Origin of the sequence: Aquiflexum lacus, assembly GCF_015476655.1 — a bacterium.
GTDB classification, from domain to species: Bacteria; Bacteroidota; Bacteroidia; order Cytophagales; family Cyclobacteriaceae; genus Aquiflexum; species Aquiflexum lacus.
This window is the reverse complement of the sequence record NZ_JABFHF010000035.1, coordinates 1-20,667: the sequence shown is the minus strand read 5'-3', so window position 1 is coordinate 20,667 and position 20,667 is coordinate 1. Positions and strand designations below refer to the sequence as shown.

The window sequence follows — 20,667 nt, the reverse complement described above, 5'->3', positions numbered from 1 at the left end:
GTCTTACATAAATATAGGAAAACAATTTAAAATATAAGGTGGCCTATTTATGGTATTCCTAATATTTAATCGATATAAGCTTTACGATATAAATGGAAATAGGCCTTCGGCGATATAATTTTCCAGATTCAACTCTTATTGATAATAATCTAACGCTATGATTACCAGAAATTATTTCAATTATATTTCAAATTATTACCACTGTATTTCAATCAATCGTTGTGAATTAATCTAGCAAAACCAGACCAATCATTATCATTTAAATCAACGGATTACTTCTTTTAACGAATTCATTATTAAATGAATAAATCAAACTGATATTCCATATCCAGTTATCAACCTCGATTTCTGAAACTATTTTTTTACTGATGATGGATCCGATGGAAATGGGAAAGTCTTTTTTGCCAATTAGAAAAGAACCACTGCCAAAATATCCGTCTTTCTCATTCATCTTGAGGTAGAATAATTGTGGTTTGGCATTTAAGAAAAACTTCTCGGAAAGCCTCACATTGGTGTGTGAAGTTCCAAAAGCCACAAATTGATTGATAGCAAAGGGAACCTTACCTAAGCTTCTACCTTGGAGATAAAGAAAGGTAATTTTGTTGTTTTCATTAAAACTATAACTCGGGGAAATTTCACCAGCAAAAAACCTTTTGGCCTCCATACTTTCAATCATCGTTCCAGTACCATCATCAACTAGGGTGTTTTCGAATATAAATGCAGGATGGGCACCAACATGCAGTTTAAACTTTTCGGATTTGATGATTTTATAACGCCACCAGAAAATAAAGGACCAAGGTTGACCATCCAAGGCAAAACGCATTTCGGGATCAAAGCTCAAGCGTTCTCCACCGAGTGACAATTCGAAGATTGCCGCGGGTCTATTCAATGAAAATGCAGGGATAAGAGAAAGTCCATTATTGGTCACACTGACATTCCCGCTGAAATGACTGATTCCTGATCGGTTCGCTTCCTGTGCATAGGTGGATTGACTAAATCCAGTCAAGAAAATAATTGCAGTCAAAGTATAAATCAAACACGCGTATGAACGTGATGGTATGGATAAATTCATGGGTAATAGAGTTGCTTTGGTCAGAAAATTTGGGATGCCATTACAATTTATTGAAAACCAATAAACTTTGGGCTAATTTCACCTGACTAAGTTAACACATGTATTTTTCTTGATTGAATGCGATTCAAATCAATCATTACAAAAATCAAACATTTGAGTGAGATGTGAGACATGAGACATGAGATTTGTGTGAAGCTCGTCTGAATGTTGGGCTATACTGAAAACTGTCTACTGAGACTGCCTACTGTTCAATCTCTCCCTCAAAACCTCCTCAAAGCCAATTCACATACAGTTCCCCCAATGGCCAAAGAACTCGTCGCAGCAGGGGAGGGGGCATTGAGGACATTGATGGCAGATTCATTTTGCCTGATGCAGAAATCATCCAAAAGTCCACCGGTACGGTCACAAGCCTGGGCACGGACTCCCGCACCACCTTCTACCAAATCCGATTCCTGAATATCGGGAATCAGTTCTTTCAGGGCATTGGTAAAGGCTGTTTTGGAGAATGAACGGTACATTTCACCCATCCCGGTTTTCCAATATTTGGCAGCTACTTTCTGGAATCCCGGCCATGCCAAGGTTTCACTCAGTTCAGCCAGGTTTACTTGAGATCTTTTATAACCTTCCCTTTTAAAAGCCAATACGGCATTAGGTCCGGCTTCCACGCCACCTTTCATCATCCTTGTAAAATGAACCCCTAAAAAAGGGAAATTAGGATCCGGAACAGGATAAATGAGATTTTTGACCAGGTATTCTCTTTCCGTTTTAATCTTATAATACTCCCCTCTGAATGGAATGATTTTGACGTCAATGGATGCGTCCTGATTCATCTGGGCGATTTTATCAGAGTACAATCCCGCGCAATTGATCACTAACTTGCCTGAAAATTCATGGTAGGCAGTACGGACCCGGGAAACACCCGATTCGGTTATGATTTTATCAACTTTATTGTTCAGAAAAATTTCTCCTCCCAGAGATTCGAATTTCTTGGCATAAGCAATGGCCACCTCTTTGTAATCTACAATTCCTGTTTGGGGAACATGTATAGCAGCTACGCCTGCGCAGTAAGGTTCATATTCCTTCAATTCATCCAAAGTAATGGAGCGTGTACCCTCTAATCCGTTTTGAAGTCCTCTTTCCAATAATCCGTTCAAAATAGGGATTTGTTCTTTTTTGGTAGCCACAACCACCTTACCTGTCAGTTCGAAAGGAATGTTTTCCTCTTCGCAGAATTTGATCAACTCATGATAGCCACTGATGCAATTGGTCGCTTTCAGAGAGCCTGGTTTGTAGTACAAGCCGGAATGTATGACACCCGAATTATTACCGGTTTGATGTTTTGCCACTTCGGATTCTTTTTCCAGAATGGCGACTTTGAGGCCAGGTTTCTGTTGTTTGATTTTTAGACTAGTTGCCAGACCCACGATTCCGCCTCCAATAATGATGATGTCGTATTGCATGAAATTTTAAGCTTTGGACAAATATAATGCTGTTTGATAATAGTTTGATTTTGGGAAGTAATTGTTTAAAAATAATTTATTAGTTATATTATCACGAAAAATAATGAAATGAAAAAATATTTAAATAAAAACTCCCTAATCATCCTTTCAATATTAACTTTCATTGCAACTGGATGCGATGAAAAACCCAAAATAGGAAAAGTTTCCGAGAGAAATGGCGTCCTTACCATCAAGGTGGATCTTAATGAAGTAAAGGAGGGAAAGTTGACCGATTATTTTGAACCTCATATAGACTATGTAATACTCGAGGACAATGATCAAACTGAAGCTCAGATTGGTGAGATTGCCAAATTAATTGGACATAGGGATAGATTGTTTGTTTTTGATTGGTGGGTTGGAAAATGTGTCCAAATCTTCGACCGTCAGGGGAATTTCATCCGGAGAATCAGAAATATGGGTGAGGGGCCGGAAAAATATCTTGAATTGGCAGATATTGATATTGTCCAAGACACCATATACTTACTAGCCCATCCCCGGAAAATCATGAAGTTTGATTTGGAAGGCAATTTTATCTCAGAATTCAACTTGGATTTTATAGGAAGAACTTTCCATTATGATTCTGTTTCTTCCCGGTTTTTTATCTATGGAGGTTCAAGATCAGATTTTTTGGTAAGGTCTGTTGATCATTCAGGCCATACAGTTGATAGTTATTTTCCTTCAAACCCTAACATATTTAATGGTGCCATGGGTGATCCATATAATTTTTACAAAGAAGAAGACGGGGTTTATTTTACCAAATCATATTTGGATACGCTTTATAAATTTAATAATAGAGCTTTTGAACCCAGGATAATATTTGATTACGGGAAGTTGAAAATGGATCACGAAAAAATGGTTAAAATGGAAAAAGAAATGGATCCGCGAGAATTTATGGATTATTTTAGAACGAACTCAGGTTTTTCATTTTCACCTTTTGGTTTCTCAAATGCCAGGTTTTTAATGACCAGATTAAGCAATTCAGACAAAGGATATGTTTCGGTATTTGACAAAAAAAACAATACTTTCGATCTGATAAATTTCTATTTGATCAATGATATAGATGACTCATTTGACTTTTACTCCCCGGTTTATAGACTGGAAGGTGATGAAGTGGCCATTGCGTATCGAGGAACATCACTTTACAACAAAGCTGTAGAAAAAAAGCAAAGCATTTCAGCTGAAGATTGGGATGTTTATCAAAAAGGTAAGGGAAAACCTTTTATTGAAGCAGCATTTTATGGAAAGGAAACTGAGAATTATGTTTTGATGATTTTGAAAACAAAAAAATAAACTAACCATATTGCCCTTATCTTTTATAACCCACAATGAATTTGCATATTTGCAGCATTAAATAAGCATCTGTTTGTAAAGATGTCATGTTTCATATACTTAATATTTTAAATGTCTCACCAACAAATCAAGATTACCCTGCCGGATGGTTCGGTCAGGGATTATGAAAAAGGAGTTTCAGGGTTACAGATTGCACTTAGTATCAGCGAGGGTTTAGCCAGAAATGTACTTGCAGCAAAAGTTAACGGGGAAGTTTGGGATGCAAACAGACCCATCCATCAGGACTCAAAAGTTCAGTTATTAACTTGGAATGACCCCGAGGGAAAAAACACTTTTTGGCATTCTTCTGCCCACATCATGGCGGAGGCATTGGAAGCACTTTATCCTGGCGTGAAATTCGGTATTGGCCCTCCGATTGAAAACGGATTTTATTATGACGTTGATTTTGGAGATAAGCCTTTGGAAGGAGCGGAACTTGAAAAAATTGAAGCCAAAATGATGGAATTGGCCAAAGCAAAAAGCGAATTCATCAGAAAGGATGTATCTAAATCTGATGCTGTAGCTTACTTCCAGGAAAAAGGGGATGAATATAAGTTAGACCTTTTGGAAGGTTTAGAGGATGGAACGATCACATTTTATGAGCAGGGAAATTTTGTGGATCTCTGTCGTGGACCGCATATCCCCAATACAGGTTTTATCAAAGCAACCAAGTTGTTGAACATCGCCGGAGCCTATTGGAGAGGGGATGAGAAAAGGAAAATGCTTACCCGTATCTATGGCATTACTTTCCCGAAAGCCAAGGAATTGCAGGATTACCTGTTTATGCTCGAAGAGGCAAAGAAAAGAGACCACAGGAAATTGGGCAGGGAATTGGAATTGTTCACTTTTTCTGAAAAAGTAGGCATGGGATTGCCTTTGTGGCTGCCTAAAGGTACGTTATTAAGGGAACGCCTTGTCAATTTCATGAAAAAGGCACAGGACAAGTCGGGATATCAGCAGGTAGTTACCCCACATATTGGCCACAAGGCTTTGTATGAGACCTCCGGGCATTATGAGAAATACGGGAAGGATTCATTTCAGCCGATACATACACCGAATGAGGGTGAGGAGTTTTTGTTGAAACCCATGAACTGTCCCCATCACTGCGAAATCTATAAGCACAAACCCAGATCCTACAAAGACCTTCCTATAAGATATGCTGAATTCGGTACTGTTTATAGGTACGAACAAAGCGGTGAATTGCATGGATTGACCCGAGTTCGTGGTTTTACCCAAGATGATGCACATATATTCTGTAGGCCGGATCAGGTTAAGGAGGAGTTTATCAAAGTAATTGACTTGGTGCTTTATGTATTTAAGGCGTTGGGTTTTTCGGATTATACCGCGCAGATCTCCTTGAGGGATCCTCTTGATAGGGACAAATATATTGGTACCGATGAAGCTTGGAACAAGGCTGAATCGGCTATCATTGAAGCTGCTGCCGAAAAAGGGCTAGAAACGGTTACAGAATTAGGTGAGGCTGCTTTTTATGGTCCAAAATTGGATTTTATGGTCAAAGATGCTTTGGGCAGAAAATGGCAATTGGGTACCATTCAGGTTGATTATAATTTACCGGAAAGATTCCAATTGGAATATATTGGGTCTGACAATCAAAAACACCGTCCGGTCATGATTCATAGAGCACCATTTGGTTCTTTGGAGCGTTTTGTAGCTGTTCTGATAGAACATTGCGCAGGTAACTTCCCATTGTGGTTGTCACCGGATCAGATTACCATTCTACCCATTTCTGAAAAATATATAGCATATGCAGAGCAGGTTAGAAGTGCTTTGGAAGATTCTGATATCATCGGGATGATTGACAACAGGGACGAAAAAATCGGAAGAAAAATCCGAGATGCTGAAGTTAAAAAAATCCCGTTCATGCTCATCGTCGGTGAAAAAGAACAGATGGAAGGTATGGTTTCGGTAAGGAAGCATGGTCAAGGAGACCTAGGTAATTATACTCCGGAGGGCTTTGCGGCTTACTTCAAGGGTATAATTGAAGAATCATTAAACAATTAAATAAATACGGTATTAATTAGGGACTTTTTTTATATCTCAAATTTATTCCGATATTTGCAGGCAATTTCATTAAACAACCATAAGTATTTTGAAAGGAAGAACCCCGTTCAGACAGAGACAAGAAGAACCGTACAAGGTAAATGACAAGATAAGGTCAAGAGAAGTCAGAGTAGTAGGAGATTTCGTAGAAGGCGGCAACGCTGTACTCTCCTTGGCTGACGCCTTAAAAGTTGCTAAAGAAAACGAACTTGATCTCGTTGAGATTTCCCCAAATGCCAGTCCACCTGTTTGTAAGGTGATTGACTACGCAAAATTCAAATATGAACAGAAAAAGAAGCAAAAGGAAATCAAAGCCAACGCTGCTAAGACTGTTCTTAAAGAAATCAGGTTTGGTCCGAATACCGACGACCATGATTTCAATTTCAAGTTGAAGCATGCGATCAACTTTCTTAAAGAAGGTGCGAAAGTAAAGGCTTATGTACATTTTGTAGGTAGGTCAATTGTATTTAAAGAAAGAGGAGAGATGCTGCTATTGAAGTTTGCGCAGGAATTGGAGGAATATGGACAGGTGGAACAACTTCCAAAAATGGAGGGGAAAAGAATGTTTCTTTTCTTAGCGCCAAAAGCCAGTAAGAAATAATTTCAACAAACAAATACAGTTATGCCTAAAGTAAAAACTAAATCAAGTGCGAAAAAACGGTTTACCCTAACAGGTACCGGTAAAATCAGAAGGAAGCATGCTTACAAAAGCCACATTCTGACCAAGAAATCAACCAAAAGGAAGAAAAACCTTACTAAAATGGGCTTGGTTCATGAGTCAGACGAAGGCAGAGTAAAAGCAATGTTGAGAATAGGTTAAACCATTTTCAATCCTTCAAAATCTATTAAGGTTATTTATTCACCAGACGCTTAGGTTACCAAGACCATTCATATAAACCTGAAGGCACCTAGAGTCAAAAATTTAAAAATTATGCCAAGATCAGTAAATTCGGTTGCTTCAAGAGCTAGAAGAAAAAAAGTATTGAAAGCAACAAAGGGCTACTTCGGAAGAGGAAAGAACGTTTGGACAGTAGCAAAAAACAAGTATGAAAAAGGTTTACAATACGCTTACAGAGATAGAAAAGCCAAGAAAAGAGAATTCAGGGCTTTATGGATCCAGCGTATTAATGCGGGTGCCAGACAATTTGGTATCTCATATTCTCAGTTTATGGGTATGTTGAAAAAAGCTGATATCGAATTGAACAGAAAAGTTCTAGCTGATTTGGCAATGAATCACCCAGAGGCATTCAAAGCTGTAGTTGAAAAAGTTAAGTAAGTAGGCACTGACTTACCTTAATCAAAGCCCCGAAATTCGGGGCTTTTTTTTGCTTATTTTCTATTTAACAAGGTCTATTTGGGAATTTTTGCTATATTACCAAAGTACAGCGTATCAAGAAAGCCAATCTTTGAAATCCAAAAACTGTTGGGATTTTAAGGTATTGGTTTTTTAATAAAAAAAGCCCCAAAAGAGGGGCTTGAGTAGCGAGGAGCAGAATAGAACTGCTGTCCGCCGCGGCGGATATGAATCCTGGGCTAAAGATATTTGGGAAGAATGTTTGATTTAATCCAATCCCTTCCTTTCCCTGATTTCAGTTCTTTCTCTCTTTGAATGGCTTGAGATTTGGTGTCGAAGAATTCTACATGAATGCAATACCATGGACGATAACGGATAGTATGTCCTTTACTTGATTTCTCGTTGTGGAACTTGAACCTTGTTATTAGGTCTGAAGTCATTCCGGTGTAGAACCGTTTCGCAGAAAAAGAGTAAAGTACGTAGACGCAGAACATTGAATTATAATTTAAAAAAAAGCCCCAAAAGAGGGGCTTGAGTAGCGAGGAGGGGAGTTGAACCCCTGACCTCAGGGTTATGAATCCTGCGCTCTAACCATCTGAGCTACCTCGCCATTTCGGACTGCAAATATGAGGTCTTATGAATATAATTGCAAGCAATTGCTTGCAAAAAAGTGAATTTTTGAAAACTAAAATTCTGAAAAAATGGTAAAGAACAAGTTTGTTGCTGATTATCAAATCAATACTTCCAGGAAAATATTATTTCCTTATTTGAGCACAGCAAGTGGATTATCCGAATGGTTTGCGGATAATGTCACTATCAACGAAGATAAAACCTATATATTCCATTTTGATGGGGAAGATCATTATGCGAGAATAGTAGCGCTTAGGACAAATATGCATGTAAAGTTTGACTTCTATGATCCCAACAATCAAGATGAGTCAGACCATTCCTATATAGAATTTAAGTTAGAGGAAAATGATCTGACACAGACTTTATTTTTGAAGGTGATTGATTACAGTGATTCATATGATGATGAAGAATTGGAATCAATTTGGGAAAGTCTGATCAATAATCTAAAAGAAATAATTGGAGGTTGAATGATTCAAAATTCAGGTATTTTGAAAATATTTGCAACCTTTGCCGTTACTAGACTTGGTATGGCCGATTTCAATGAAAAAAATAGATAAATTGATTTTGGGGTCTTTTATTGGGCCCTTCTTTTTGACCTTTATAGTCGTTGACTTTATCCTGTTGACAGTCAATATGTTGAAATATTTCGATGAAATTTTCGGCAAAGGGCTTAGTTTTTGGATATACATGGAATTGTTCTCCTATTTTGTGATCAGTATTTCTCCCATGGCCTTGCCGTTGGCAGTGCTATTGTCCTCCTTGATGACATTTGGTAATCTGGGAGAACATTTTGAACTCACTGCATTGAAAAGCAGTGGTATTTCTTTGATCAGAGCTTTGAGGCCTATTGGTATTTTTGTTGTATTCCTGAGTATTCTTGCATACCTCTCCAACAATTACCTTGTTCCAAAGGTAAATCTCAAAACTTTCAGCCTTCTTTATGATATCAGGATGAAATCACCTGCCCTTGACATCAAAGAAGGGGTTTTTTATAGTGGGATACCAAACTATAGTATCAAAGTCAATCAAAAGATGGATGAGATCAGGTTACGAGACATCATCATTTACAACCACTCCGAAGGTCAAGGAAACACTAATATCATTGTAGCTGATTCAGGTCGGATGGAACCTTTTTTCAATGAAAGCTACATGAGTATGACCTTGTATCATGGTACCAGTTATAAGGAATCAAGATCGCAAAGAGGCATTAGTGAAAAACCAGTAGATTTTAGCAGAACCAGCTTTACAGAGAATCAGATTATTTTCAATCTGGAATCCTTTCAGATGAACAGAACACCCGAAGACCTTTGGTCAACCAACCGTTCAATAAAGAATATTGCGCAGTTGAAATCAGGTTTAGATTCCATGTATACCGAAATCAATCAGATAGTCTATTATAATTATATCAATACAGAATCTTCTTTTCCCTATTATACAAGGAACAGGAAACTTACTCCGCCTGATGAAATTTTGTCTAGAAAGGAAAGAGATGATTCCATCAGGATTGCCAAAGCCGTTGCAAAACAAAAGCTCGAACTGGAAAATTTGGCTTCCAATGGAATAAGTGTAGACAGTTTGGACAATGCTGCCGGCTTATCAAGTGCTGATTCTTTGTATCTAGCAGAAAATGAGGCGATCATCCAAAATCTGGACAGCATCAGCGGAACCCCTGAAATTGAGAATGAGTCTAATGCATTGGATACCCAATCAATCATTTCAGAAGAAAAAAACCAGAATAGGAACAGTGGGAGATTGCTGACTAAAAGCAGTTTGTCAATAAGTAAATCCTTGGATTCTTTGATCAAATCAAATAAAACTGACAGTTTGATAACAACCGAAACTCCAGGAGGTATATCCAAGGTACAAAACCAAGAATTTGACGCAAAGGAATTTACAGGTTTTACTCCAGAAAAAAAATCTTGGATAGATTCCCTCGTGATCAATGGTGGTTATAAAAGTCGTGCTGCAACCATCGGGATGAACAATGCCAGAACGATAAAAAATAATTTTAACACCAAGCTTTCCCAATTAGACAATCTTGAAAGGGAGTATCGAAGATTTGAAATAGCCTGGTATCAGAAATACACCACGGCCTTTGCCTGTATCGTGATGTTTATGATTGGTGCCCCTTTGGGGGCAATCATCAAAAAAGGTGGATTGGGGATGCCGGTTTTGATTTCCATTATTTTCTTTATCGTCTATTACATGCTCACGATTACTGGGGAGAAATGGGCAAAAGAAGGATTGACAGATCCACTTTTCGGCACTTGGTTTTCCATTTTGGTATTGCTACCTATAGGGTTTTTCTTCCTAAAGCAGGCACGAAAAGATGCACGGTTATTTGAAACTGATACCTATACTGATATCTTTAAAAACATTAAGAACGGATACAATAGATTATATTCTAAAATTCGTTCTTGATTTTTAAAATCAAAATAATAGCGCTACCTTTGTGGCTGTTTTAAAATTAAAAAATTAACTAGGCATGTATTTAACTACAGAGAAAAAATCAGAGTTATTCAAGAATCATGGCAGGTTAAAAGCGGATACAGATACAGGTTCACCGGAATCCCAGATTGCGTTGTTTACCTATAGAATCCAGCACTTGACTGACCATTTGAAAACAAACAAAAAAGACCATTCATCTCGATTAGGTCTTTTAAAATTAGTTGGTAAGAGAAGAAGTCTTCTCAACTATCTTGTCAAAAACGACATTGAAAGATATAGAGCGATTATTGCTGACTTAGGAATTAGAAAGTAATCATTTTATTGTAAGGTTCTCATGAGAGAACCTTACTTTTTTATTTCCCCCGATATTAAGCCTTACTTTTAAATCTATACGTACATTATTATTCTTAAACAAAATTTATGTTACCAAACGTAATTTCAAAATCTATTGTCCTTGAGGATGGTAGAGAAATCATTATTGAAACCGGTGCATTGGCAAAGCAGGCTGATGGAGCGGTTGTTGTGAAAATGGGCAAAGCTATGTTGCTTGCCACTGTAGTTTCTAAAAAGGAGGCAGGAGAGGGAGTTGACTTCTTACCGATGTCTGTAGATTACCAAGAGAAATTTGCTGCATCGGGAAAAATACCCGGTGGATTTTTGAAAAGGGAGGGGAGGCTTTCTGATTATGAGATTTTGATCAGCCGAATTGTAGATAGGGCGATCAGACCTATTTTTCCAGACGATTATCATGCTGATACCAATATTGCCATCACATTAATGTCCGCAGATGAGGATGTTTTGCCAGATTGTCTTGCAGGATTGGCAGCATCTGCCGCACTTGCTGTTTCTGATATTCCATTTAATGGTCCCATTTCCGAGGTTAGGGTCGGAAAAGTTGATGGAAAGCTGACCATTAATCCTACCCCAAAGCAACTTGAAACTGCTTCAATGGAATTCATTGTGGCTGGTTCTGAGGAATTTATATTGATGGTTGAAGGAGAAGCAAATGAAATTTCTGAAGATGAAATGGTTGAAGCCATTCAGTTTGCTCATGAAGAGATCAAAAAACATTGTAAGGTTCAAAAAGAATTGACCATTGCTGTCGGGAAAGAGGTAAAAAGAGAATACAATCACGAAAAATCCGATTCGGCTTTGTATGACAAGATGCACGCTGAACTTTATGGCAAATGTTATGAAGTAGTGGCCAGACAAATTGCCAATAAATCTGAAAGATCAGAATTGATCAAAGCTATCAAAGAAGGATTTATTGAAAGCCTGGGTGAGGAGCATGAATTTGAAGCCAGTTTGATCGGGCCATATTTTTCCAAAATCCATAAAGAGGCTGCCCGGAACCTGACTTTGAATGAAAAGAAAAGACTTGACGGAAGAAAGCTTGATGAGGTTAGACCAATTTGGTCTGTAGTGGATTACCTACCTTCAGCCCATGGATCAGCTATTTTCACCAGAGGTGAAACACAATCCATCACTACCTGTACACTAGGTACCAAAATGGATGAACAAATGGTAGACGGTGCCATGATTTCAGGCTATAATAAGTTTTTCCTTCACTATAATTTCCCGGGCTTCTCAACTGGAGAGGTGAAAATAAACAGAGGTCCAGGAAGAAGAGAAGTAGGGCATGGTAATTTAGCCATGAGGGCGTTGAAAAAGGTTTTACCAGCAGGTGATGACAATCCTTATACAATAAGAATTGTTTCTGATATCCTGGAATCTAACGGTTCATCTTCGATGGCGACTGTTTGTGCAGGATCTCTCGCTTTGATGGACGCGGGTATCCAAATTAAATCTCCTGTTACCGGTATCGCTATGGGAATGATCTCTGATGCTAAAACTGGAAATTATTCTATTTTATCCGATATTCTTGGAGATGAAGATCACTTGGGTGATATGGATTTTAAAGTAACAGGAACCGAGAAGGGTATAACTGCATGTCAGATGGACCTTAAAGTAGAAGGACTTGATTACAGTGTTTTGAAAGAAGCCTTGTATCAGGCGAGGGCAGGTAGACTTTACATCATGGAGGAAATCAAAAAAACCCTTTCTGCACCTAAACCTGATCTTAAACCACATACGCCTAGGTCCTTTATGATGAGTATTCCTAAAGAACTGATAGGTGCTGTCATAGGTCCAGGAGGAAAAGTGATTCAGGAAATTCAGAAAGATACAGGAGCTACCATTATTATTGAAGAAAAAGATAACCAAGGTAAGATCAATATCTTCTCAAACAATCAGGATTCGATGAATGCTGCCATTTCCAGAATCAGGGCTATTGTGGCGCAACCTGAGATTGGGGAAACCTATACCGGTATTGTCAAAAACATTATGCCTTTTGGTGCGTTTGTAGAGTTCATGCCGGGCAAGGATGGTTTACTACATATTTCTGAAATCAAATGGGAACGCCTTGAAAATATGGAGGGTGTTCTTGAACCAGGTGAAGAAATTATGGTAAAATTGATAGATGTCGATAAAAAGACCGGTAAATTCAAGCTTTCAAGAAAAGTTTTGATACCCAAGCCCGAAAAAACAGATAAAAAAGATTAAGTGAATGAAGTATTTATTACTTTGAACTTTATTTAATTTGAATTCTGTTAATAATTAATTCATAACTGAAAATATATTCTTGAATGAGGCAGCTAAAAATTAGCAAACAGATCACCAATAGAGAAAGTCAATCTTTGGACAAATATCTCCAAGAGATTGGTAAGGTTGATCTTCTTACCGCTGATGAGGAAGTAGTACTGGCAAAAAGAATCCGTGAAGGGGATCAGCTTGCTTTGGAAAAACTTACAAAAGCCAATCTCCGATTTGTGGTATCCGTAGCCAAACAATATCAGAATCAAGGTCTTTCGCTTGGCGATCTGATCAATGAGGGTAACCTTGGTTTGATCAAAGCAGCACAAAGATTTGATGAAACCCGAGGTTTTAAATTTATTTCTTATGCTGTTTGGTGGATCAGACAATCAATTTTGCAGGCTTTGGCCGAGCAATCAAGGATTGTAAGACTTCCTTTGAATAGGGTAGGTTCTCTGAACAAAATAAGCAAGACATTTAGTGAACTTGAACAAAAATTTGAAAGAGAACCATCTCCGGAAGAATTGGCTGAAGTTCTTGAGGTGACAGCAGGAGAGATCGTTGATACCATGAAAATTTCAGGTAGGCACGTTTCAATGGATGCCCCTTTTGTGCAAGGAGAAGAGAACAGCCTCTTGGATGTCTTAGAAAATGACGGTGATGAAAAACCTGATGATGGCTTGATGACAGATTCATTGAGAAAAGAAGTGCAAAGGGCCTTGTCAACACTCACGCAACGTGAAGCTGACGTGATCACTCTTTATTTCGGTCTCAATGGTGAGCATGCAATGACTTTGGAAGAAATAGGTGAAAAATTTAACCTCACAAGAGAAAGAGTCAGACAAATTAAAGAAAAGGCAATCAGGAGGTTAAGGCACACTTCAAGAAGTAAAACTTTAAAACCATACCTTGGATAATTTATCCAATAGTATTTGAATATTTTAAAAGGGGATCATTCCCCTTTTTTTATTTGCCTTTCCTTGAGAATATCAAAATGAAAAATAATCCACTGACCTTCACGATATCGGGTAGGATTAGGGAATTTTAACACCCATTAACTTTGTTGTGAAAGGTATTTTAACAAAATTTGCCAACTTCAAAAAACAATCAAATGACTTCAGAAATTGAAAAAACCAAAGTCTTGATCATTGGTTCCGGACCTGCTGGATATACTGCTGCAATATATGCTTCACGAGCTGGCCTTAGTCCAATTTTATATACAGGTGCCCAACCGGGAGGGCAATTGACCATTACCACTGATGTTGAAAATTATCCTGGATATCCTGATGGAATTATGGGGCCTGAAATGATGGAAGATTTCAGAAAGCAGGCAGAGAGATTTGGAACACAGGTAAGATACGGAATGGCGACGGCTGTAGATTTTAGCGGTCATCCTCATAAAGTTATCATTGATGATCAAATTACCATTCATGCTGATACAGTAATCATTTCCACTGGCGCTTCAGCCAAATGGCTGGGAATCGAAAGTGAAGAAAGACTGAATGGAAAGGGTGTTTCAGCATGTGCAGTTTGTGATGGTTTCTTTTTTAAGGGCCAGGATGTGGCGATTGTTGGGGCAGGGGATACTGCCTGCGAAGAAGCTTCCTATCTGTCAAATATATGTACCAAAGTTTACATGATAGTGCGAAGGGATGAAATGCGTGCCTCCCAAATAATGCAAAACAGGGTGATGAAAAACCCCAAAATAGAAATTTTATGGAATACAGAAACCGTTGAAATCCTTGGAGAAGATGAAGTGACAGGAGTTACTGTAAAAAACAATGTGACCAACCTAACTCAAGTACTCAAAATATCCGGTTTTTTTGTAGCCATAGGACATGAACCCAATACAGGTATTTTCAAAGGAATCATTGATATGGATGAAACTGGATATATCTTAACCGTGCCTGGCAGTACGCGCACCAATATCGAAGGTGTATTTGCAAGTGGTGATGCACAGGATCATATATATAGGCAGGCTGTAACTGCTGCGGGAACGGGATGTATGGCTGCTTTAGATGCAGAAAGATATTTGGCTTCTAAGGAATTGTCATAATCAGCAATAATGAAATTAAAAGGTCTTTGGATTATTTTATTGGTTTATTTGGGGATGGGATTACAAATATCTCATGCCCAAAATTTTCCAAAAATCATCAAAAAATCCAAACCCAAAAGTAATATTCAGAATAATCCCCTTTCGCGGGATTTAAGGCTTTTTGATTCTGAAAAGTACCTTCAGGAATTGACACGAGAAACCGATTCTTTGCTTTATAAAGACTATATAAATCTAAAAAAGCGACTGAGTATTGTTGCTGAGGATACGCTTTCATTGGTTTGGGCACCAACCAATCAATTGGTACGGGTTTCAGAACAAATTCTCATTGATAGCATTTGGGTAACTGCTTTTGAGTATTATTCTTCTTGGGACAGTAAAAAAATCAATATTTATGATTTCAATCCAAAAGATTTTAAAGATAGCATATTGATAAAACTCTACGATCCTTTTTTTGGAACCGACTGGAAACTCCCATTGAACGAAACCAGGATAACATCAGAATTTGGATTCAGAAGATACCGATGGCATCATGGCACAGATTTAAAGCTCACAACCGGAGATCCTGTTTACAGTGCATTCGACGGAATAGTCAGGATGAGATCATATGATAGAAATGGGTATGGTTATTATATTGTGGTGAGACATAAAAATGGTCTTGAAACCCTTTATGGACATTTATCAAAATTTTCGGTAGAAGTAGGACAGGAGGTAAAAGCCGGTGAAACAATAGGTTTAGGTGGAAGTACAGGAAGAAGTACTGGACCACACCTTCACTTTGAAATCAGGTATCAAGGTCTCTCCATCAACCCTACAGAAATTTTTGATTTTAATATCGGAAGGATAAGAAATGAATTTTACACCATCACCTCTTCCAGTTTTGACCATGTTATAAAAGCACAACAAGCTGTTTACCATAGAGTGAGAAGTGGAGAGAATCTGAGTGTCATCGGCAGACGCTATGGCGTCAGGGTCAGCACAATTACCCGCCTCAATAATATTTCGACCAATTCTGTACTTAGGGTGGGGCAGAGGTTAAGGATCAGATAGTAAACTGAAGGGAGAAAAGGTCTTCATACTAAAATTCAAAAATTTATGAAATTAGATATCTTAGTAATTGCAGCACATCCGGATGATGCTGAATTGGCCTGTTCAGGAACAATAGCTTATCAAATTTCAAAAGGTTATAAAGTCGGTATTGTAGACCTCACCCAAGGTGAAATGGGTACAAGGGGAACACCGGAAACTAGAATTTTGGAAGCTCAAAATGCTGCTTCGATCTTAGGCTTGTCAGCAAGAGAAAATCTCAAATTCAAGGATATTTATTTTCTAGATGATGCAGCACATCAAATAGAGGTTATTAAAATAATCCGAAAATATCGTCCGGAAATTGTATTGGCAAATGCTGTTTCCGATAGACATCCCGATCATGGTAAAGGGGGGAGTTTGGTATCAAATGCATGTTTTATGAGTGGTTTAAGGAAAGTGGAAACAATTTACAATGACTCAATTCAAAGTCCATGGAGGCCAAAATTTGTCTATCACTATATCCAAAATAATTATATCAAACCTGATTTCGTAGTAGACATTACAGATTTTTGGGAAATGAAAATTGCCAGTATCAAGGCATTTAAATCGCAATTTTACGATCCTGAAAACAAGGAACCTTCGAGTTTTATCTCCTCAGAAGAGTTTTTGGATTTTATCGAAGCAAGGGCCCGTGAATTTGGACATAGCATCAATGTGAAATTCGGAGAAGGTTTTACCGTAGAGAAAATGATTGGAGTTAAAGATTTATTCGATCTCAAATAACTTAAGGAGCCAACCTCTGAATTTTCCAGTTTCCTGTAGTTTCTTTTGTGTATAATATCCTGTCATGCAATCGACTAGGTCTCCCTTGCCAAAACTCCACCTCACTGGGTATTAATCTATACCCTCCCCAATTTTCCGGTCTTTTAATTGAATTTTGATCAAGTTCCTCTCTTAACTTATTTTCCTGGTCTTCTATAAACTGCCTATTGGGAATCGGGCTGCTTTGTGGAGATGCCAAGGCACCAATTTGGCTGGAAAAGGGTCTTGACAAAAAATATTCATCTGATTCAACTGAAGTAATTTTTGAAACTTTTCCTATTACCCTCACCTGTCTTTCCAGTTCAGGCCAGAAAAAGGTGAGTGCAGCATAGGAATGGTCATTTAATTCTCTCCCTTTTGCACTTGAATAATTTGTAAAAAAAATAAATCCCTGATCCACACCTTTAAGCAGCACAATTCTTGCATTGGGTAAACCATCATTTCTAACAGTAGACAATGTCATGGCATTAGCCTCCATTACCCTGGCTTTTAGTGCTTCATCAAACCAAGTTTTAAACTGATCTAAAGGATAGGCCATTACTTCGTTTTCATCTAGCGATTGGAGTGAATATTCTATACGGATATCTGAGATTTTCATGTCATTGGAAATTTAATCTTAAAAGTATCATTCTTATTGCATTTATGAAATTTAGATATAACTTAAGCGCAGAATCTAAACAAATTTTTTATGAATCTTAATTCAAAGAACATACCAAAGGCAGGACATCTTTTAATTTCTGAACCGTTTTTGCAAGATGAGAATTTTGTAAGATCTGTTATATTGGTCTGTGAAAACAATGAAAATGGATCCTTTGGTCTTGTTCTGAATAAACTTTCAATTTTAAAACTTTGTGAAATTGTTGATGACTTGAATTTTATGGACAGCGATGTGTATGTGGGAGGACCTGTAGAGCAGAACACACTCCACTTTATCTACTCCGGAGAGCAAATGTTGACTGGAAGCATACAGCTAGGTCAAGACTTGTGGTGGGGTGGTGAATTCCAGGAATTGATCCAAAAATTAAAGAACAAAGAGATTTTAAATGAAAACATAAGATTTTTTATTGGTTATTCCGGTTGGTCTGAAGGTCAATTGACAAATGAATTACAAGAGAATACTTGGATTGTATGTGAAAAAATTGATTCGAACAGTATTTTTTATGACTCTCCCGAAGAAATATGGAGAAATATTCTAAAAAATATGGGAGGCGAATACCAGCTGTTGGCAAATTATCCGATTGACCCAAGATTAAATTGAAGCAATTTTATTACTTTTGTTTACAACAGCCATTAAAAAAGTACCAGTTTGATTATGAGCAATGATAAAGAAATGTCTGATAAAGACAAGGTGACCCATGCCCAAGAAGAAATTCAGAAAGCGGAAGGTAAAGATGAAAACAGTGAAAAAATTGAAAGTTCCAATTCAGAAAATCCTGAAAAAGGCGAAAACGAGTTAGCTAAAGAAGATGCAGTCTTAGAATCAGCAAAAACTGAGGATATAAAGCAAGTAATCGATGAAAGTGGACCGGTTTCAGAGATAAAATCCAACGAAGCAATTGCGCCGCTGGATGAAAAGAATGTTTCATTAGTGGAATCGAAAGTTGAAAGCACTATAGAACCTGAAATAGACACTAAAAAAGATGCTGGTGAAACAGCCAAACCAATAGTTGAAGAAATTTCTTTGGAAGAATCAACTGATTCAGTAGCAACAGAAATAACCTTAACAGAAGTTTCGGTAACTGAAACTGAAAATATTGAAGAAAGTCAAATACCTATAAACGCCGAAGATACAACTCCCGAGACTTCCTCAGAAGTAAAGGATGATACTCAATCTGATGAGGAAAATGAAGAGCAAGGTGAAATCGAAGAAGATACACATGTAGATTATTCAAATTACACTAAAAAACAACTTTTATCAAGCTTTAAGGAATTACTTTTAAATGACAAATTTTTTAAAAATGATACTTCTCTGGCTGAAATAAAAAGTCAATTTGAGGAAATATTCAACCATGAAAAAGAAGAAGCTTTAAATGATTTTGTGACTAATGGTGGAAATGCAGATGATTTTGAGTATCGCCCCACAGACGAGGACAAGGCCATGTTTGTGGTGTTCAATGAATTTAGGGAGAGAAAATCTTTGTTTTTCAAAGAACAGGAGAGACAGAAGGAAAAAAACCTATCTGCAAAAAACCAGATTCTTGATAAGTTGAGAGAATTGGTAGACGGAGAAGAAACAACCCACAGTATCAATACCATTAAGCAAATACAAGACGAATGGAAAAAAATAGGTCCTGTACCTGGTTCTCAAAATAGAAATCTTTGGGCCTCCTATAATGCACTGATGGACCGTTTCTATGATAATAGAAGTATATATTTTGAACTGAAGGAACTGGACCGAAAGAAAAATCTAGAACAAAAACTTGAGATTTGTGAGAAAGCGGAATCACTGTTTGCTTTGCCTGACCTTAAAGAAGCCATCAAAATCTTAAATGACCTTCATGAGGAATTCAAACACATAGGACCTGTACCGAGAGATGAACAGGAGGACCTTTGGAATAGGTTTAAATCGGCATCAGATGCAGTGTATTCGAGAAGGAAGGAGTTTTATGACAATCAGAAGGGAACACTAATAGAAAACCTCGCTAAAAAACAGGATTTAATTCTTAAACTGGAAAGCTATAAGGATTTCAGTGCGAGTAAAATCAAAGACTGGAATGTGAAGACTAAAGAAGTTTTGGCTATTCAGAAAGATTGGGAAGCGATAGGTCCTATTCCCCGAGAAAATGGTAAAGATATAAACAAACAATTCTGGGGACATTTCAAGCAGTTTTTCCAAAATAAGAATCATTTCTTCAAAGAACTGGATGAAATCAGACTATCCAATAAAGTTAAGGCCGAAGAATTAATTGAAAAAGCAACTGCCCTTCAAGAAAGTACCGATTGGCAGCAAACTGCCAGTCAATTGATTTCATTGCAGCAAGAGTGGAAAAAAATCGGTCCAACTCCTGAAAAAGTTAGAGATGAGCTTTATAAAAAGTTTAAATTAGCATGTGATACCTTCTTTGAAAACAGAAGAAACTCCACCAAACAAATCAACAAGGAGTTTGATGAAAACCTTAAAACCAAAGAAGCCCTATGCCAAAAAATAATTGAAGATTCCAAAGGATCCGATTTATCAGAATCAGCACTTGAGGCACTTATTTCCGAGTTCAATGCAATTGGATTTGTTCCTAGGAAAAACATGAAAGAAATTATGGCCAAGTTTAATGAAGCTGTGGATACTTATGTGAAAAATATGGGTATTGGAGGAGGAGAAAAGGAAGAGTTTTTATTCCGACTCAATCTCAACAAGCTTCAAACTGACCCTAATAGTAACAGGGTTCTCAACAAAAAAGAGCATGGCATTAGGAAACAGATTTCAGACTTGGAAAATAATATCACGCTTTGGAAAAATAACTTAGAATTCTTTGCAGCATCAAAGACCGCAGATAAGCTGAAGGACCAATTTGATGAAAAAATTAGAAAGGCAGAAACAGAGGTTGAGAAGTTAAAGAAAAAGCTGACCATCATCAGGGAATTTTAATGCTCTCATAAATAAGGAGATAAACATTATCTCCTTATTTTTTTTTAAAAACCTTTTGCACCCTTCATCTATCCACATATATTTGCACCACGTTTAAATGAAACGGGTTTAAAATATAAAATATGTGCCTCCTTATCCCGATAGTTATCGGGATGGTAGAGCAAATTGATAATACCAGATTTATGCCTCCTTAGCTCAGCTGGTAGAGCAACTGACTTGTAATCAGTAGGTCGTTGGTTCGATCCCGACAGGAGG

At 37.6% G+C, this 20,667-nt stretch carries 19 protein-coding genes and 1 tRNA gene; 15 read left to right on the top strand and 5 right to left on the bottom strand.

The window, feature by feature from the left end; translation table 11 throughout:
* Positions 1-259: 259 nt before the first annotated feature.
* Together HMJ38_RS22205 and lhgO are read right to left on the bottom strand one after the other, a co-directional pair.
* Positions 260-1,072, bottom strand: coding sequence for a hypothetical protein (locus HMJ38_RS22205; RefSeq protein WP_228780209.1), 813 nt, complete (start codon positions 1,070-1,072; stop codon positions 260-262).
* Positions 1,073-1,332: 260 nt separating this feature from the next.
* Complete coding sequence (lhgO, locus tag HMJ38_RS22200) at positions 1,333-2,532, bottom strand: L-2-hydroxyglutarate oxidase (RefSeq protein WP_194976642.1); 1,200 nt, start codon at positions 2,530-2,532, stop codon at positions 1,333-1,335.
* Between the two features lie 108 nt (positions 2,533-2,640).
* On the opposite strand from lhgO, the gene HMJ38_RS22195 reads away from it, so the two are divergent.
* The 5 genes from HMJ38_RS22195 to rplT all read left to right on the top strand — a co-directional run bounded on the left by HMJ38_RS22195 (position 2,641) and on the right by rplT (position 7,237).
* Positions 2,641-3,861, top strand: a complete 1,221-nt coding sequence (locus tag HMJ38_RS22195) for a 6-bladed beta-propeller (RefSeq protein WP_194976641.1) — start codon at positions 2,641-2,643, stop codon at positions 3,859-3,861.
* 111 nt (positions 3,862-3,972) lie between these two features.
* Complete coding sequence (gene thrS, locus HMJ38_RS22190; protein WP_194976640.1) at positions 3,973-5,922, top strand: threonine--tRNA ligase; 1,950 nt, start codon at positions 3,973-3,975, stop codon at positions 5,920-5,922.
* An 88-nt stretch (positions 5,923-6,010) separates the two neighbouring features.
* Positions 6,011-6,562 (top strand): translation initiation factor IF-3, encoded by a 552-nt coding sequence (infC, locus tag HMJ38_RS22185; RefSeq protein WP_194976639.1) that lies wholly within the window; start codon positions 6,011-6,013, stop codon positions 6,560-6,562.
* A gap of 21 nt (positions 6,563-6,583) precedes the next feature.
* Positions 6,584-6,781, top strand: coding sequence for a 50S ribosomal protein L35 (rpmI, locus tag HMJ38_RS22180; protein ID WP_194976638.1), 198 nt, complete (start codon positions 6,584-6,586; stop codon positions 6,779-6,781).
* Between the two features lie 111 nt (positions 6,782-6,892).
* Entirely contained in the window at positions 6,893-7,237 is a 345-nt protein-coding gene (gene rplT / locus HMJ38_RS22175; protein WP_194976637.1) for a 50S ribosomal protein L20, read from the top strand.
* A 257-nt stretch (positions 7,238-7,494) separates the two neighbouring features.
* On the opposite strand, the gene HMJ38_RS22170 is transcribed toward rplT, so the two are convergent.
* A complete protein-coding gene (locus HMJ38_RS22170; RefSeq protein WP_194976636.1) occupies positions 7,495-7,749 on the bottom strand; it encodes a GIY-YIG nuclease family protein in 255 nt (84 codons plus the stop codon).
* Between the two features lie 42 nt (positions 7,750-7,791).
* Positions 7,792-7,865: transfer RNA gene (locus HMJ38_RS22165), tRNA-Met, on the bottom strand.
* A gap of 91 nt (positions 7,866-7,956) precedes the next feature.
* Here HMJ38_RS22165 and HMJ38_RS22160 point away from each other — a divergent pair.
* The 8 genes from HMJ38_RS22160 (at position 7,957) to bshB1 (ending at position 16,790) form a co-directional block, all read left to right on the top strand.
* The gene (locus HMJ38_RS22160) at positions 7,957-8,352 is read left to right on the top strand and encodes an START-like domain-containing protein (protein ID WP_194976635.1); all 396 of its coding nucleotides are present in this window, start codon (positions 7,957-7,959) and stop codon (positions 8,350-8,352) included.
* Between the two features lie 73 nt (positions 8,353-8,425).
* Entirely contained in the window at positions 8,426-10,306 is a 1,881-nt protein-coding gene (locus tag HMJ38_RS22155) for an LptF/LptG family permease (protein ID WP_194976634.1), read from the top strand.
* A 64-nt stretch (positions 10,307-10,370) separates the two neighbouring features.
* Positions 10,371-10,646 (top strand): 30S ribosomal protein S15, encoded by a 276-nt coding sequence (gene rpsO / locus HMJ38_RS22150; protein ID WP_194976633.1) that lies wholly within the window; start codon positions 10,371-10,373, stop codon positions 10,644-10,646.
* A gap of 107 nt (positions 10,647-10,753) precedes the next feature.
* Positions 10,754-12,895, top strand: a complete 2,142-nt coding sequence (gene pnp / locus HMJ38_RS22145; protein WP_194976632.1) for a polyribonucleotide nucleotidyltransferase — start codon at positions 10,754-10,756, stop codon at positions 12,893-12,895.
* An 83-nt stretch (positions 12,896-12,978) separates the two neighbouring features.
* Positions 12,979-13,842 (top strand): sigma-70 family RNA polymerase sigma factor, encoded by an 864-nt coding sequence (locus HMJ38_RS22140; protein ID WP_194976631.1) that lies wholly within the window; start codon positions 12,979-12,981, stop codon positions 13,840-13,842.
* Between the two features lie 194 nt (positions 13,843-14,036).
* The gene (trxB, locus tag HMJ38_RS22135; protein ID WP_194976630.1) at positions 14,037-14,981 is read left to right on the top strand and encodes a thioredoxin-disulfide reductase; all 945 of its coding nucleotides are present in this window, start codon (positions 14,037-14,039) and stop codon (positions 14,979-14,981) included.
* Between the two features lie 9 nt (positions 14,982-14,990).
* Positions 14,991-16,028 carry a M23 family metallopeptidase gene (locus HMJ38_RS22130; RefSeq protein ID WP_194976629.1) on the top strand — a complete coding sequence of 346 codons (1,038 nt, stop codon included), beginning with the start codon at positions 14,991-14,993 and terminating at the stop codon, positions 16,026-16,028.
* Positions 16,029-16,073: 45 nt separating this feature from the next.
* Entirely contained in the window at positions 16,074-16,790 is a 717-nt protein-coding gene (bshB1, locus tag HMJ38_RS22125) for a bacillithiol biosynthesis deacetylase BshB1 (protein ID WP_194976628.1), read from the top strand.
* A gap of 1 nt (position 16,791) precedes the next feature.
* Here the strand turns inward: bshB1 and pdxH are convergent, their stop codons facing one another.
* Positions 16,792-17,427, bottom strand: a complete 636-nt coding sequence (pdxH, locus tag HMJ38_RS22120; RefSeq protein WP_194976627.1) for a pyridoxamine 5'-phosphate oxidase — start codon at positions 17,425-17,427, stop codon at positions 16,792-16,794.
* Positions 17,428-17,517: 90 nt separating this feature from the next.
* Here pdxH and HMJ38_RS22115 point away from each other — a divergent pair, with 90 nt between their 5' ends.
* Both HMJ38_RS22115 and HMJ38_RS22110 read left to right on the top strand, forming a co-directional pair.
* Entirely contained in the window at positions 17,518-18,087 is a 570-nt protein-coding gene (locus HMJ38_RS22115; RefSeq protein WP_194976626.1) for a YqgE/AlgH family protein, read from the top strand.
* Between the two features lie 54 nt (positions 18,088-18,141).
* Complete coding sequence (locus HMJ38_RS22110) at positions 18,142-20,412, top strand: DUF349 domain-containing protein (protein ID WP_228780207.1); 2,271 nt, start codon at positions 18,142-18,144, stop codon at positions 20,410-20,412.
* The last annotated feature ends 255 nt before the right edge of the window (positions 20,413-20,667 follow it).